This is a genomic window from Nocardia tenerifensis NBRC 101015, from assembly GCF_000308715.1.
GTDB lineage: Bacteria > Actinomycetota > Actinomycetes > Mycobacteriales > Mycobacteriaceae > Nocardia > Nocardia tenerifensis.
Genome location: NZ_BAGH01000031.1, coordinates 1 through 13,969, shown reverse-complemented (window position 1 = coordinate 13,969; position 13,969 = coordinate 1). Strand labels below are relative to the sequence as shown.

At 69.5% G+C, this 13,969-nt stretch carries 15 protein-coding genes and 1 pseudogene; 1 reads left to right on the top strand and 15 read right to left on the bottom strand.

Annotated elements, in window-relative coordinates; all coding sequences use genetic code 11:
• Positions 1–41 precede the first annotated feature (41 nt).
• The 9 genes from ON39_RS02485 to ON39_RS02445 all read right to left on the bottom strand — a co-directional run bounded on the left by ON39_RS02485 (position 42) and on the right by ON39_RS02445 (position 6,650).
• Positions 42–521, bottom strand: a complete 480-nt coding sequence (locus ON39_RS02485; RefSeq protein WP_051186224.1) for a hypothetical protein — start codon at positions 519–521, stop codon at positions 42–44.
• Complete coding sequence (locus ON39_RS02480; RefSeq protein WP_040730356.1) at positions 518–1,792, bottom strand: DUF58 domain-containing protein; 1,275 nt, start codon at positions 1,790–1,792, stop codon at positions 518–520. The genes ON39_RS02485 and ON39_RS02480 overlap by 4 nt, the downstream gene beginning before the upstream one ends.
• Before the next feature lie 37 nt (positions 1,793–1,829).
• Positions 1,830–2,792, bottom strand: coding sequence for an AAA family ATPase (locus tag ON39_RS02475; RefSeq protein ID WP_040730355.1), 963 nt, complete (start codon positions 2,790–2,792; stop codon positions 1,830–1,832).
• 29 nt (positions 2,793–2,821) lie between these two features.
• Entirely contained in the window at positions 2,822–3,319 is a 498-nt protein-coding gene (locus tag ON39_RS02470) for a hypothetical protein (RefSeq protein WP_051186223.1), read from the bottom strand.
• A complete protein-coding gene (locus ON39_RS02465; RefSeq protein WP_040730353.1) occupies positions 3,316–4,233 on the bottom strand; it encodes a DUF4129 domain-containing protein in 918 nt (305 codons plus the stop codon). Before ON39_RS02465 ends, ON39_RS02470 begins: the two co-directional genes overlap by 4 nt.
• A gap of 182 nt (positions 4,234–4,415) precedes the next feature.
• Complete coding sequence (gene zapE, locus ON39_RS02460; protein ID WP_083894205.1) at positions 4,416–5,375, bottom strand: cell division protein ZapE; 960 nt, start codon at positions 5,373–5,375, stop codon at positions 4,416–4,418.
• A 79-nt stretch (positions 5,376–5,454) separates the two neighbouring features.
• On the bottom strand, positions 5,455–5,886 hold the full coding sequence (locus ON39_RS02455; protein ID WP_040730351.1) for a type II toxin-antitoxin system VapC family toxin: 432 nt from the start codon (positions 5,884–5,886) through the stop codon (positions 5,455–5,457).
• A complete protein-coding gene (locus ON39_RS02450; protein WP_040730350.1) occupies positions 5,886–6,143 on the bottom strand; it encodes a type II toxin-antitoxin system Phd/YefM family antitoxin in 258 nt (85 codons plus the stop codon). Before ON39_RS02450 ends, ON39_RS02455 begins: the two co-directional genes overlap by 1 nt.
• Positions 6,144–6,194: 51 nt before the next feature.
• Positions 6,195–6,650: an NUDIX hydrolase gene (locus ON39_RS02445; protein WP_040730349.1), complete on the bottom strand. Its 456-nt coding sequence runs from the start codon at positions 6,648–6,650 to the stop codon at positions 6,195–6,197.
• A gap of 168 nt (positions 6,651–6,818) precedes the next feature.
• On the opposite strand from ON39_RS02445, the gene ON39_RS02440 reads away from it, so the two are divergent.
• On the top strand, positions 6,819–7,949 hold the full coding sequence (locus ON39_RS02440) for an agmatine deiminase family protein (protein ID WP_211336307.1): 1,131 nt from the start codon (positions 6,819–6,821) through the stop codon (positions 7,947–7,949).
• 123 nt (positions 7,950–8,072) lie between these two features.
• Here ON39_RS02440 and ON39_RS02435 read toward each other — a convergent pair whose 3' ends face one another.
• From ON39_RS02435 to ON39_RS02410, 6 genes and pseudogenes are all read right to left on the bottom strand, one after another.
• Positions 8,073–9,266, bottom strand: coding sequence for a lipid-transfer protein (locus ON39_RS02435; protein ID WP_040730347.1), 1,194 nt, complete (start codon positions 9,264–9,266; stop codon positions 8,073–8,075).
• Positions 9,259–9,678: a MaoC family dehydratase gene (locus ON39_RS02430; protein WP_040730345.1), complete on the bottom strand. Its 420-nt coding sequence runs from the start codon at positions 9,676–9,678 to the stop codon at positions 9,259–9,261. The genes ON39_RS02435 and ON39_RS02430 overlap by 8 nt, the downstream gene beginning before the upstream one ends.
• Positions 9,675–10,610: a bifunctional MaoC family dehydratase N-terminal/OB-fold nucleic acid binding domain-containing protein gene (locus ON39_RS02425; RefSeq protein WP_040730388.1), complete on the bottom strand. Its 936-nt coding sequence runs from the start codon at positions 10,608–10,610 to the stop codon at positions 9,675–9,677. Before ON39_RS02425 ends, ON39_RS02430 begins: the two co-directional genes overlap by 4 nt.
• A gap of 54 nt (positions 10,611–10,664) precedes the next feature.
• Positions 10,665–11,903, bottom strand: a complete 1,239-nt coding sequence (locus ON39_RS02420; protein WP_040730344.1) for an acyl-CoA dehydrogenase family protein — start codon at positions 11,901–11,903, stop codon at positions 10,665–10,667.
• Complete coding sequence (locus ON39_RS02415) at positions 11,888–12,952, bottom strand: acyl-CoA dehydrogenase family protein (protein ID WP_040730343.1); 1,065 nt, start codon at positions 12,950–12,952, stop codon at positions 11,888–11,890. Before ON39_RS02415 ends, ON39_RS02420 begins: the two co-directional genes overlap by 16 nt.
• A gap of 10 nt (positions 12,953–12,962) precedes the next feature.
• Positions 12,963–13,969: pseudogene (locus ON39_RS02410) on the bottom strand (acyl-CoA dehydrogenase family protein); the annotation flags it as partial.

Here is a 13,969-nt window from a genome sequence, read left to right as displayed (position 1 = left end):
GTCACCCTCTGATCCGCCGCACGCGATTCGTGTGCGGGAGATCAGGGGGTGTGCGGCTGTGCAGGGTCCGCGCCAGGTGGGCTCGGGTCGGCGGTGCGGGCGCGGCGGACCGCGGCGCCTTGGATCACCAAGGCGTACAAGGCGATTACGAGCACGGGGGCGGCGAGCGGGGCCCAGGCCAGGCGTATGGGGAGCAGTGCGGCGACGACGGCCACGGCGGTGCAGCCGACCGCGCCGGTCACCGAGGGGACGGTGGTCGGCACCACGCCGTGCGGCGCGGTCACCGTCGCGGCGTTGAGCAGATAGGTCGTCGCGACCAAACCCACTGCCGCCGAGGCCAATACGCCTGGGTTCGCGAATGCGAGCACGCCGACGCTCAGCAGCACGGCGGCGACGGCGAGCGGGCGGAACCACCAGCCGAGCGCGACCACGACCAGAGCGGGCAGAGCGGCCCACGGTTCCAGCAGCGCCACCGAGGTCACCAGCAGCACGCCCGACAGGACGGCGAGGAATCGGGTCATCGGCGCACCCGGACGGTGCGGCGGTGCTCGGGCAGCACGCGCATGATCTGGTCGAGGCGGGTGTCGGCGGGCCAGGCCACGATGTCGACGCCGACGGTGCCCATGTCGCGATACATCGAGGCCCGCTCGAGCTGCCACATCTTGGCCAGGGTCGGGTCGAGCTCGCCGCGAAACGGCGTGCCCCGCAGGACATCCACCACCACGACCACGTGCCCGCGCTTGCGCAGATCGATCAGCGCGAGCGCGAACTGGGTGTCGAGCAGGGTGGAGAAGGCGACCACGATGGCGCCGAGCGGGACCGCCGAGTGCGGCGCCAGCGTGCCGGTGGTGGGGATGTACTCGTCGCCCACGTCGAGCACCGTGTCGACGATCCGATAGAACTGGCGGCGACCGATATCCGGCCGCAGCCAGCGCGGTGCCTGCCCGAGGCAGACGACGGCGGTGCGGTCGCCCGCCTGCAGCGTGGACTGCACCACCTGCGCCGCGCCGCGCACGGACAGCTCCAGGGAGTCGGTGGCGGGGCCCGGCGCCTGCTGCGAGGTGTCCACCAGCACAACGACATCCGCGGAACGGTTGGTGAGCCGCTCGGTCACGTAGAGCTTGCCGCGCCGCGCGCTCACCGGCCAGTTCACGATGCGCAACTGGTCGCCCGGCGCGTAGGCGCGGATGTCGGCGTACTCGACGCCGGGTCCGTGCCTGCGGGTCAGGTGGGTGCCGAGCCGCTCCGGAAGTTCGGTGCGCGGCAACCGAAGCCGCTGCGGATCGGTGATCGGATAGACGAACAATTGGCCCGCGGGCAGCACGACGTTCGCGACCGCGAGGCCCGCCGGGCTGAGCGCGGACACCCGCACCGACACCGGGTAGCGCCCCCACCGGTCCGCCGAGAGCGCGAGCCGTAGACCGGCCGGCGCGACGCCGGAGTCGCTGGCCTCCTCCACCTCGATACCCAGTGCCGCAACGGTTTCCGGCTTGAGCCGCAGCAGCGCGTGCCCCTTCTCGACGAACGCGGCGACGGTCAGCACCACCTCTTCGGACTCGAAGCATCGCAGCGTCCCGCCGCCGTCGACCTGAATCCTGGTGGTGGACTGCTGCCACGGTGCGGTGGCCAGCACGCCGAGCAGCGGGGCGGCGAACACGATCAGCTGCCAGCGCCCGAGCACCACCGCGAGCACCAGCGCCGCCGCGGCGCAGATCGCCAGCATGAAGACCAACGGTGCCGGGCGCCACCGCAACTCGGCCTCGACGGTGGCGCTGGCGTCGCGATGTCTCATGACTGCGCCTCGCTGACGCTCGGCTCCGTCATCTCACTCATGTCACCGTGGCGCGCGGAACAGGCAGGCGGCGCAGCAGTTCGGTGATCACGTCCTCGCCGCGGATGCGGCGCACCCACATCTCCGGCCGCAGCGTGATGCGGTGCGCCATGGCCGGAATCGCCAGGGCCTTCACGTCTTCCGGGATCACATAGTCGCGGCCGAGCAGTAGCGCGCGGGCCCGCGACATCTGCACCAGGTCCAGCTCCGCGCGCGGACTGGCGCCGACCTCCACCTGCGGGTGCGCCCTGGTGGCCGCGGCGAGCGCGACCACGTAGCTCACCACGTCCGGATGCACCGTGACGTACTCGACCGACTGGCGCATCTCCAGCAGGCCGTTCGCGTCGACCACCTGGGTGACCTGCGGTGTCGTCGACCCCCGCTCCAGCCTGCGCCGGATCATCTGCTTCTCGTCCTGCTCGGACAGGTAGCCGAGGCGCAGCTGGATGGCGAAGCGGTCCAGCTGCGCCTCCGGCAGCGGGTAGGTGCCCTCGTACTCGATCGGGTTGTCGGTCGCCAGCACGATGAAAGGCTGTGGCAGCTGGAAGGTTTCGCCGTCGATGCTGACCTGCCCCTCGGCCATCGACTCGAGCAGCGCGGCCTGCGTCTTGGGCGGGGTCCGGTTGATCTCGTCGGCCAGCAGCACATTGGTGAACACCGGCCCGCGCCGGAAGGCGAAGCGACCGGAGGTCATGTCGTAGATGGTCGAACCGAGCAGATCCGCAGGCAGCAGGTCCGGCGTGAACTGCACGCGGGTGAACTGCAGGCCGAGGGCCGCGGCGAACGATCGCGCGATCAACGTCTTGCCGAGACCGGGCAGGTCCTCGATCAGGACGTGGCCGCCGGCGAGCACCGCGATCATGATCAATCGCATCTCTTCCTGCTTGCCGACGATGACCCGGGACAACTCCCGGAGCACGGCGTCGCTGCGCTGGACGGTGACATCCATCGGCATGGTCATGTGTTCACCCGCACTTGCCTCAACCCATTTCACATTCTCTGCAGGCGGCTCAGGATCTCGTCCAGCGCCGCCCGTCCCGGTGCCCTTGTGGTCTGATCACGCAATGCCGAGTTGGCCGGGTCCACCCAGCGCCACAGTTCCGGCCCGAACAGATGGATGCCCGCCGCCTCGGTCGCCCTCCGGTTCTTCGCGACCCGCTGCCCGCTGGAGAGCTCGAACTCCTTGGCCAGCAACGGGCGCAGGTGCCGGTCCCAGTCGGCGCGGGTGCCGTCGGCGCGGTCGGCCAGCATCTGCGCCCTGGCGTGCCAGCGGCGCAGCATCTCGGCGGGGCCGTTCTCGATCTCGTCGACGTCCTGGTGCTCGCGCGGCTCCCCGCGGTCGAACAGTGTCCAGACGAGCCAGCCCAGCGCCGCCGCCACCGGCACCGCCGCGGCGATCAGCAGCGCCTCGCGCGCCCGGTCGACGGCGACGAGCTCGATGAGCGCCACGACGAGCGCGGCGCCGACGACGATGGCCGTTCGATTCACGCCGCCGCCTCTCCCTGCAGGTCCGCCAGGACGATGCGCAGGAGTTGCTCGGCCCGCATCCGCTGCCACTCCAGCATCGCGTGCGGGCTGAACCTGGCCTCCTCGAACAGCGCGACCAACTCGCGCGCGGACGCGTCGTGCAGCGCGCCGCGCTCGAAGGCGCGGGCGAGCACCTCCATCGGGGTGTCGGAGGCGAGCGGCGCGGCGGCCCGGTCGGAGGCCAGCCCGCGCTCCATCGCCACGTAGCAGGCGATGATCGCGGCGCGCGGCTCCTGGCCGGGCATATTCATTGCGGCCAAGCCCATCTCGGCCGCCCTGGCCAGCGAGTCCACCGCGGTGGGCGGGACCGGGAGCAGCGGCGGCGCGGCCGGGGCGGGCCTGCGCCGCGCGGCGATCGCGACGACGACGAGGCCGGCGATGGCGATGGCGAGCAGCGCGACCGCGGCGACGGCGGTCAGCAGCAGGGCGGTGCCGGTCAGTTCGGCGGGGGTGGCGCCGGGATCCGGTGCGCTCGTGGCGAACTCGCCCGGCGGCTGGCCCGTGGTCGGGGCCGACGCCGGTGGTGGCGGCGGCGCACCTTCACGGCCGACGCCGACGAAGAACACCGCGGACGCGGCCGCGAGGACGAGGGTCAGTACGGCGAGCCCCGCGAGTACCAGCAGGCCGACGCGGCCGAGTCGCCACTGCTGGCGATCGGTGTCGCGGTCGGGCTCCGGCATGGCCAGCGGGAGGCGGTGCTGGCTGGCGATCACGCCGGCGATGAGGATCACCATGGAGACGGTGAGCAGCACCGGCATCAGCGCGACCGCCAACGCCGAGGGCGCGGACCGGGTTTCGCGGGATTCGGTCACACCTGGGATGTATCCGTGTAACGCGAAAGCGGCAAGGGCGAGCAGCGTGATCAGCACGATCACGCGCAATATCGGCGCTCGCGCCCCAGCCACTGATTACCGCCACATCTGAGTACTGCACAAAACAGCCACATAGTTACATGCCGGGTGGTCCGCTCGCGAGCGAATCGAATACTTCGGAATACATCCTCTTAAACCATGCCCGACGCGGCTTCGCACCGGTTCGGCGGACTACTGCACAACTATCAGACCGAAGACGGTGCCAATTGGGATATTTCACAAAGACGGCTGGCAATTCGCGAGATATCGGGGACGCCGCGGACGCCGTCGACCAGTTCGGCCAGCGGTACCCTGGCCCGCACGGTGAGTTCCCGGTCCGCGTCGTACAGCACGTCGACCACGTTGACGAAGCGCATGGCCCAGTCCGGGGGCACCTCGCGCAGCGGGGGGACGTCGCGGATCGTCCAGTGCCGAAACCGTTGGGCCAGTTCGACATAGTCGGCGGCGGAGGTGGGCGTGCCGCACAGCGCGGCGAACTCGATGGTGAGGGCGTCGTCGGTGGTGGAGACGGCGTGCAGCAGGCGGGCGCCGATCCGCACGGGCGCGTCGGTGGCCGGCGCGGGCCGGTCGGCCTCGATCAGATACGCACCTGCCGCGAAACCCGTTCGGCCGGTGCGGGTTCCGTCCGTTCTGGTGCGGTAGTCGAGCGGGCCGTCGATCGAGACCACGTCGAGGTGCGCGGTGATGCGGGCGATGGCCGGCAGGAATCGTTCGTGGAACAGCGGATTGGGCAGCAGTTCCTCGGGCGGGTAATTCGACGTCACCACCAGGGTCATCCGGCGCGCGAACAAAACGTCCAGCAATCGGGCGATGAGCATCGCGTCGCCGATGTCGTGCACGTGGAATTCGTCGAAACAGACAAGGCGGGCATCGCCGAGCAGCGCGGCGACCGCCTTATCAATTGCGCCGGACGCGTGGAACGCCTCGTGCAGCCGGGCGAAGAACTCATGAAAATGAAAGCGCCGCTTACGATCCGATGCCACGCCCGCATAGAACCGATCCATCACCATCGTCTTACCCCGCCCCGGCCTCCCGTGCAGATAAATCCCCCGATGCCCCCGCACCGGCCGCCCCCGCCGATCGATCAGCTCCCCCAGCTTCTGCGCCGCCCGCACCTGATCCGCATCCAGCCGAACCTCACCCATCACAACCTCCTCGCCCCTGTTTGTAGTGGTCGCGAGGGACGGGCGGGAGGAAACGTGATCAGCGAGACAGCAGGTCGTATCAGCCGGTCCCGGTCCACCTCCATGGATCGACCACCGGCACGCCAGTTGGTTCGAAGTCACGAATATTGCGGGTTGCCACGGTCATACCGTGCACCAAGGCGGTGGCGGCAATGAGCCCATCCCGCACCGGCCTGGTATGCGGCACGTGCAGCCCAGCGCTGCGCCGAGCCACCGCCACATCGACCGGCAGGATTCGCTCGGCGAACGACGGCAACACCTGAGTCTCCAACCAATTTCGCAGGCTGGCCCCTTGCACGACGTCACGTCGTTCGGCGCGCAGTATGCCGATCTCCAACTCTTGCACGGTGATGGCCGAGACGAACAGGCTGGCAACCGGTTTGCCTGCCGCCCACGCCCCTACGTTCTTGTCGAGGTTGCCGGACCTGGCCTTCCGCAGCTCGGAGACCACATTCGTATCGAGGAGGAACATCAGTCGAGATCCGCACCATCGGCATGGTCACGCATGTCAGGCAGGTCCAGTTCGATGTCGTCGGTGCCTTCGGGCAAGCCGAGCAAGTCGAGAATCGTCACGCCACCCCCAGTGAGTCGTTCGTAGTCTTCGTAGCTCAACAGCACATGCACAGGACGCCCCCGATCCGTGATGATGACCGGCCCACTCGACGCGGCGCGCTTGGCACGACCCGTGTCTTGGTTGAACTCACGACTCGTCATAGTGGTGGCCGCCATGTGACCTCCTAACACAATGTAGGAATGTTACTACTTTCTGGTCTGTAAATGTCAATGGTCTGCCGGGGTGGCGGCGTACCAGCCTCGTTCGCTGTAGGTGGCGCCGGTGAAGTGGGCGCGGATGCCGGCGGCGGGGTAGGCGATGATGGCGTCGGGGAGGGTGTCTAGGGGGTACCAGCGCAGTTCGTGGCATTTGTCGGGCTCGCGGTTGGTCGGCTCGCCGGTCCAGTGGCGGGTCTCGAAGAACAGGCCCAGGCGGGGGTCGCGGCCGGAGCCGACCACGTGGGAGGTGTGGATGTGGCGCAGGTCCACCGGGTTGATGCGGACGCCGGTCTCCTCCCACGCCTCGCGCGCCGCGGCGGCGGTCGCGGACTCGCCCGCCTCGAGCTTTCCCGCGGGGAGATGCCACAGGCCGTCGAACTCGTCGTCGCTGCGGCGCTTGCTGAGCAGCAGGCGGCCGTCGCGAATGAGCAGGATGTGGACGTCGACGAGGTGCCGAGCGGTCATGGGTCTCCTCCCGTACGGCGATCGTGCGTCTCGAACTTACCGCCCGCGACCCTCGGCGCTTTACACCGTCCGAGCCTGCCGTCGGGACACGGATCTCGCGCTCCACGATCGAGCAGCCGCCGGTGACTAGGATCAGCGACTATCGGAAACCCCATGATGGAGAACCGCATGCCTCGCCGATCCGCCTTCGGCGTCCTCGCCGGACTGTTCGCCGCGGGCGTCTCGGCCTGCGGCTCATCGAAGCCGTCCGGGCCCGATGACGTCGACGCCCCCGAGCCGGCCGGGCCGGGCGGCCGATTCGGCGCCGAGTGGGAGAGCCACGCGCGCACCTATATGGCGTGGCCGGCCCAGGCCGCGGTCTGGGGGCGATACCTCGACGACGTCCGCGCGGACATCGCGACGCTGGCTCGCGAGATCGCCGAGTATGAACCGGTGGTCATGCTGGCCAGGGACGACCAACGCGACGCGGCCCAGCGGGCGTGCGGCGGTGGCGTCGAGGTGATTCCGCTTGCCGTGGACGACCTTTGGGCCCGCGACACCGTCCCGGTCTTCGTCGAGCAGGCGGGCCGGGTGGTCGGCGTCGACCTGAACTTCAACGGCTGGGGCGACAAGCAGCGGCACGACAACGACGGACCGCTGGGCCAGAAGCTGCTGTCGCGCTACGAGATTCCTCGCCATCAGGCCCCTTTCGTCGCCGAGGGCGGAGCGCTGGAGACGGACGGCGAGGGCACCCTCATCGTCACCGAGAGCTCCCTCGTGAACGACAACCGCAATCCCGGTAAGAGTCGCGACCAGCTGGAGGCCGAGCTGAAGCAGACCTTCGGCATCGAGAAGGTGATCTGGTGCGCGGGCGTGCGGGGCGAGGACTTCACCGACGCGCACATCGACTGCCTGGTCCGCTACGTCGCTCCCGGAGTCGTGTTGCTGGACACCGCTTTTCCCGGCTCACCCGTCGATTCCTGGTCGCGCTCGGGCGAGCAGGCCAGGCAGGTGCTCGCGCAAGCCACGGACGCGCGCGGCCGCGCGCTGGAGGTGATCGATCTCCCCCAGCCCGACCCCGCAGGAATCACCGGGGAGGGCGACGATTTCGTGTCCAGCTACGCCAACTTCTACCTCGCCAACGGCGCGGTGTTCCTGCCGGAATTCGGTGACCGGCAGGCCGACGATCGCGCACAGGGCATCCTGCGCGACCACCTGCCCGGCCGCGACGTCGTCGCCGTCCCCATCGACGAGATCGCGGCGGGCGGCGGCGGCATCCACTGCTCGACCCACGACCAGCCGGGCACGCCGAGCCGCTAGCGAGGTTCCCCAGCCCGCGCGAACCACCCACCCTTGCGCACGGTCTCAGCCCGCACCCGTCGGCTCGTTCCGCACGAGGCGCTCGCCGCGCGCGCCGGATTCGGCCGCACCCGGCGCGACGACTCACCCCGCGCTGAGCACCAGGCCCGACGTTGGCACTCCGGTACCCGCGGTGACCACGATGTTGGTCAGGCCGTCCACCGGATTCACCGAGGTGCCGCGGATCTGGCGGACCGCCTCGGCGATTCCGTTCATGCCGTGGATATAGGCCTCGCCGAGCTGCCCACCGTGGGTGTTCAGCGGCAGCCTGCCGCCGACCTCGATGGCGCCGTCGGCGATGAAGTCCTTCGCCTCGCCGCGACCGCAGAAACCGAGCTCCTCCAGCTGCATGAGGACGAACGGGGTGAAGTGGTCGTAGAGGATGGCGGCCTGCATATCGTCTGGGCGCAAACCACTTTGGGCCCATAGCTGCTCGCCTACCAGACCCATCTCCGGCAGTCCGGTCATCGCGTCGCGGTAGTAGCTGGTCATGACGTACTGGTCGGCGCCGGAACCCTGTGCGGCCGCGGCGATCACGGCGGGCCGCTGCGGGAGATCGCGGGCCCGTTCGACGCTGGTGACCACTATGGCGACGCCGCCGTCGGACTCCTGGCAGCAGTCGAGCAGGTGCAGCGGCTCGGCGATCCAGCGCGAATTCTGGTGCTCCTCCAGGGTGATCGGCTTGCCGTAGAAGAAGGCGGCCGGGTTCACCGCGGCGTGCTTGCGATCGGCCACCGCGACGCGGCCGAAATCCGCACTGGTGGCGCCGTATACGTGCATGTAGCGCCTGGCCACCATGGCGACCTGCGCGGCAGGCGTCCCGAGACCTTGCGGATACGACCACCCCGCGTCGATCCCCGACGAGGTGGGCGCGGTCGCGAGCGCGGTGGAGAACTGCCCGAACCGCGACACCGAACGCTCGTTGAACGCGCGATAGGCCACGACCACATCGGCGACGCCGGTCGCGACCGCCATGGCGGCCTGCTGGATGGTCGCGCACGCCGCACCGCCGCCGTACCCGATGTGGCTGAAGAACTTCAGCTGCGGGATGCCGACGGCCCTGGCGACGGCGGCCTGGGTGTTGGTGTCCATGGTGAAGGTGGTCAGGCCGTCGACATCGTCCGGCGTGAGGCCCGCGTCGGCGAGCGCGGCGTTGACCGCCTCCGCGGCCAGGCGCAGTTCGCTGCGGCCGGAGTCCTTGGAGAAGTCGGTCGCGCCGATGCCGGCGATGGCCGCTCGGCCCGAGAGATTCGAACGTGTTGGGCGGGCGTCACTCATGCGAACTCCGGTAGGTGACAACGGCTTTCGCCGTGATGTGATCGCCGAGGCTGTCCTTGCCGACCACGTCGATGTGGATGTCGCCGTCCTCGACGGCGGCCACGGTGCCGGTCAGGGTGAGCGTGTCACCGGCGTAGAGCGGCACGCCGAGGCGCAACGAGATCGACTTCACGATCGCGCGCGGCCCGGCCCAGTCGGTGACGAAGCGCTGCACCAGCCCGGTGTCGGTGAGGATATTGACGAAGATGTCCTTGGATCCGCGCGCGACGGCCTTGTCCCTGTCGTGGTGCACATCCTGAAAGTCCCTGGTGGCCAAGGCGGTACTGATGACGAAGGTCGGGTCGGCGTGAATCACCGACTCCGGCAGCGCGGTACCGACGCGCACGGCGGCCGGCTCGACGGTCGCGGTCATGCGACCACCCGCCAGACCGCCAGGGTCGCCTCGTCGTCGATCTTCTCGAACTCCACCTCGACGGGCAGCCCCACCGTCACCTCGGCGGGATCGATGCCGCGCAGCTCCCCGAGCATGCGCACCCCTTCCTCCAACTCGACCAGCGCGACCACGAACGGCAGTTGCCGCCCCGGCACTTTCGGCGCGTGGTGCACGACGTAGCTGAACACGGTGCCGCGCCCCGAGGCGACGACGTAGTCGGTCTGCTCCGACTTGTCCTTCCACAGGGCGGGGATCGGCGGATGCCGCAGCGAGCCGTCGGGCAGCCGCTGAATCCGCAGCTCGCCGGCTTTCGTTCCCTCCCAGAAGAATTCGGTGTCGTGGGAGACCAGCGGCTTGACCCGTTGTCCCGCGGGCGCTTTCGGCGCGGCGGTGCCCGGCGCGAACTTCAATAGACGGAACAGCATCTCGGCGACGAGTTCGTCACCGACGTACCAGCTGGTCAGGAAGGTGACGAACCAGCCATCGCCCAGCGCCGTCCGCTTCGGTCCGCGAATATCGGACAGCCTGCTGGTCACCGACACCTGCTCGCCGACGTTCAGATAGCGGTGGTAGGTCTGCTGGCAGTCGGTGGCGACGACCGAGGTGTAGCCCGCGGTGTCCAGCAGCTCGGTGGTCTTGCCCATCGGGTCGTCCGCGGGCCGGGAACCGTTGAGCCCGAACATCGTCCACACCTGCGCCATGGCGGGCGGCGCTACGATGCCGGGGTGCCCGGCCGCCTTGGCGGCGGCCTCGTCGACGTAGATGGGGTTGGCGTCGCCCAGTGCCTCCACCCAGTTGTTGATCATCGGCTGGTTCACCGGGTCGCGCGCGAGACGCGGCGCGCAATCACCGGCCGCCTTGATCCGTTCGGCCTCGGCGACTATCGCCTCCGGGCTGGTGGTTTCCGGCACGCGCGACTCCTTCTGGTCTAGCACTTGCGATGACTCGTCTGGCACTGGCGACGGCTATCTGGGGACGCGGGGCAGCTTCAGCCCCGCGGTGGCGACCAGCTCGCGCATGACCTCGTTGACGCCGCCGCCGAAGGTCACCGTCAGGTTCTGCTTGGTGCGCCGGTCCAGCCAGTCGAGCAGCTCCGCGGTGCCCGCCTCGGCCGGATCGCCGTAGCGGCCGACGATCTCCTCGGCGAGGCGACCCGCCTCTTGCAGCGATTCGGTGGAGAAGACCTTCGTGGCCGACGCATCCGCGATCACGCTGGACTGGTCGCCGTCGACGCCTGCGGCGTGCGCGCCGGACCCGGAGGCGGTAGCGGAGCGTGACCACGCAGGGTCCCGCGAACGCCGCGAATCCAACGCTGCGGCGACCTGCCAGTTCAACAGCTCGTTCAACCGGACCATGGCGTGGATGCGCCCGAGCGAGCGGCGCACATCGGTCTCACCGAGCACGCCGCGCGGCTGCGCCCAGTCGCGCACCCGCTCGTAGAGCTGTTCGATCTTGCCGGACGGGCCGAGGCTCACCCGCTCGTGATTGAGCTGGGTGGTGATCAGCCGCCAGCCGGCGTTCTCCTCCCCGACCAGCATGTCGGCGGGCACCCGGACGTCGTCGTAGTAGGTGGCGTTGGTGTGATGCGCGCCGTCGCAGGTGATGATCGGCGTCCAGGAGTAGCCGGGATCGGTGGTGTCCACGATCAGGATGGTGATGCCGCGGTGCCGCGACTCGACCGTGCCGGTGCGGCAGGCGAGCCAGACGAAGTCGGCCTCGTGCGCGCCGGTGGTGAAGATCTTCTGCCCGTTGACGATCCAGTCGCCCGAGTCGTCGCGCACCGCGGCGGTGCGCAGCGAGGCGAGGTCGGTGCCTGCCTCCGGCTCGGAGTAGCCGATCGCGAAATGGATGTCGCCCGAAAGGATTCCGGGCAGGAACTTCTTCTTCTGCGCGTCGCTGCCGAACTGCTGCAGGGTCGGGCCGACCGTCAGCAGCGTGACCAGCGGCAGCGGCACGTCCGCGCGCACCGCCTCGTTGAAGAAGATCTGCTGCTCGACGGGGCCGAAACCCTGTCCGCCGTACTGTTTCGGCCAGCCGACGCCGAGCCAGCCGTCGCGCCCCATCCGGCGCACCACGTCGCGGTAGGCGTCGCCGTGCCGGTTCACCGCCATCGCGGCTTCCTCGTCCGGCGTGACGAGATCGGCGAAGTACGAACGCAATTCGTCGCGTAGCCGGCGCTGTTCGGTGGTCAGATCGATGAACATCTCGCCCCCAGTCGATCTAGTCGGAACGACGCGCCGCCGAGCCAGCGGGCGAGGTCCTTGGCCTGTGAGTAGTAGCGGTGCATCGGGTGGGTGATGTCCACGCCGAGCCCGCCGTGCAGGTGATGACACTTCTGCATGGCGGCGGGCAGATCCGCCGCCACGCTGTAGGCGAGCACGTCGAGATCGTCGTCGATCCGCTCCTGATGCTCCTGACTGGGATCGTCCTGCGCCAGCGCCCAATTCGCCGATACCGCGGCGACGTGCAGGGTGCGCGAGACGACGTAGAGATCGGCGATCTGCTGGGCGACGGCCTGGAACTCGGCCAGCGGCCTGCCGAACTGACGCCGCGTCCGCAGGTGCTCGGCGGTCAGCACGAGCGCGCCCTCGAGCAGCCCGTCCGCGACGGCGCCGATCGAGGCGATGGCTAGTCGATGCAGCTCGGTGAGCCCGCCGGGTAGTAGCTGCTCGGCCGGGATCCGCACCCGGTCCAGCCGCACGGTGCACTCCGGGATGGCGCCGGAGGCCGGCGACGGCACCCGGATCAAGCCCTTGGCGTCCGAATCGACCAGCGCGATACCGGAATTCGTCGGGATCAGCAGCCAGCGGGCCTCCTCCGCGTACGGCACGGCGACCTTGTGGCCGGTGACCAGCACCGAGTCGCCGTCGGCGACGGCCGCCGTCTCCGGCTTGACCGCGAACGGCGCGGCCGGCTCATTGAGCGCGGCCGTGACTATCGCGCCCTCGGCCACCTCGGGGAGCACCCGGTCTGCCAGGCCGTCGGGCAGCAGCGCGAGCAGCGGAAGCAGACCGAAGCCGAGCGTCGGCAGCGCGGGCACCGCGACGGCGTCGGTGGCCAGCTCGGTCAGCAGCACCGATATTTCGGGCAGGCCCATGCCGTCGCCGCCGAGCCGCTCGGGCAGCGCGACCGAGAGCAGCCCGGTCTCGGCCAGTTTCGGCCACAACGCGAAATCACGGGCCGATTCCCGCTCCAATAAACTGACGACGACCTCGGCCACCGCGTCCTGGCCCTCGTCCCTGGTGAAATCCACGCTTTACTCCCTAGCCGTTCGTATCGCGAGGGAGACCGAGAATCCGCTCACCGGCCACGGTCAGCAAGATCTGCTCGGTGCCGCCCGCGATGGATAAACACCGTGTGAGCAGGAATTCTTTTACCACTTCGGAGTCCTGCGCACCGGCGGGACCTGCCGTCTCGACGGCGAATTCCGCGACCGCCTGGCGATGCCGCACCCCGACCAGTTTGCGCACGCTGCTCTGCGCCCCGGGATCACCGCCTGCCAGCATCTTGACCGCGGCGCGCTGCTCCAGCAGCAGCCCGCCGATCGCCTCCGCGACGAATCCACCGAGCCGGTCGTTCACCAGCTCCGCACCGGGTCCCTCGGCGGGCGATTTCGCGATCAACTCCTCGAGCACCGGCCCGATGCCGTTGCCGCCCATGGCCACCCGCTCGGTCGACAACGTCGACCTGGCGATCTTCCAGCCGTTGTGCAGCGCGCCGACCACGCAGTCGTCCGGCACGAACACGTCGTCGAGGAAGACCTCGCTGAACCGCGCCTCGCCGGTGATCTGCACCAGCGGACGTACTTCCAGGCCCGCGCTGTGCATGTCGACCAGGAAGTAGCTGATGCCACGGTGTTTCGGCGCGTCGGGGTCCGTGCGCGCCAGGCAGATTCCCCAGTTCGCCTTGTCGCCGAGGGAGGTCCACACCTTCTGCCCGCGCAGCACCCAGCCGCCGTCCACCTTCTTCGCGGTGGTGCGCAACGCGGCCAGGTCTGACCCGGCCTCCGGCTCGCTGAACAGCTGGCACCAGACGACCTCCCCGCGCAGCGTCGGCCACGCGAAGCGATCGATCTGCTCCTGCGTGCCGTGCTGGAGCAGCGTCGGCACGGCCCAGCCGCCGATGGCCAGGTCGGGCGCGGCGACTCCGGCGCGCCGCAGCTCCTCCGAGATCAGCAGGCCCGTCATCGGATCCGCGCCGCGGCCGTACGGCGGCGGCCAGTGCGGCATGGCCAAACCGCGTCGACCAGCGCGGCACGCTGCTGATCGGC

Excerpts from the sequence above, each read along its gene's own strand:
- ON39_RS02455 (WP_040730351.1), bottom strand. The coding sequence starts at position 5,886 with ATGTTCCTCCTCGATACGAATGTGGTCTCCGAGCTGCGGAAGGCCAGG.
- ON39_RS02475 (WP_040730355.1), bottom strand. The coding sequence starts at position 2,792 with ATGACCATGCCGATGGATGTCACCGTCCAGCGCAGCGACGCCGTGCTC.
- zapE (WP_083894205.1), bottom strand. The coding sequence starts at position 5,375 with ATGGGTGAGGTTCGGCTGGATGCGGATCAGGTGCGGGCGGCGCAGAAG.
- ON39_RS02420 (WP_040730344.1), bottom strand. The coding sequence starts at position 11,903 with ATGTTCATCGATCTGACCACCGAACAGCGCCGGCTACGCGACGAATTG.
- ON39_RS02485 (WP_051186224.1), bottom strand. The coding sequence starts at position 521 with ATGACCCGATTCCTCGCCGTCCTGTCGGGCGTGCTGCTGGTGACCTCG.
- ON39_RS02450 (WP_040730350.1), bottom strand. The coding sequence starts at position 6,143 with ATGGCGGCCACCACTATGACGAGTCGTGAGTTCAACCAAGACACGGGT.
- ON39_RS02430 (WP_040730345.1), bottom strand. The coding sequence starts at position 9,678 with ATGACCGCGACCGTCGAGCCGGCCGCCGTGCGCGTCGGTACCGCGCTG.
- ON39_RS02435 (WP_040730347.1), bottom strand. The coding sequence starts at position 9,266 with ATGAGTGACGCCCGCCCAACACGTTCGAATCTCTCGGGCCGAGCGGCC.
- ON39_RS02445 (WP_040730349.1), bottom strand. The coding sequence starts at position 6,650 with ATGACCGCTCGGCACCTCGTCGACGTCCACATCCTGCTCATTCGCGAC.
- ON39_RS02440 (WP_211336307.1), top strand. The coding sequence starts at position 6,819 with ATGCCTCGCCGATCCGCCTTCGGCGTCCTCGCCGGACTGTTCGCCGCG.
- ON39_RS02480 (WP_040730356.1), bottom strand. The coding sequence starts at position 1,792 with ATGAGACATCGCGACGCCAGCGCCACCGTCGAGGCCGAGTTGCGGTGG.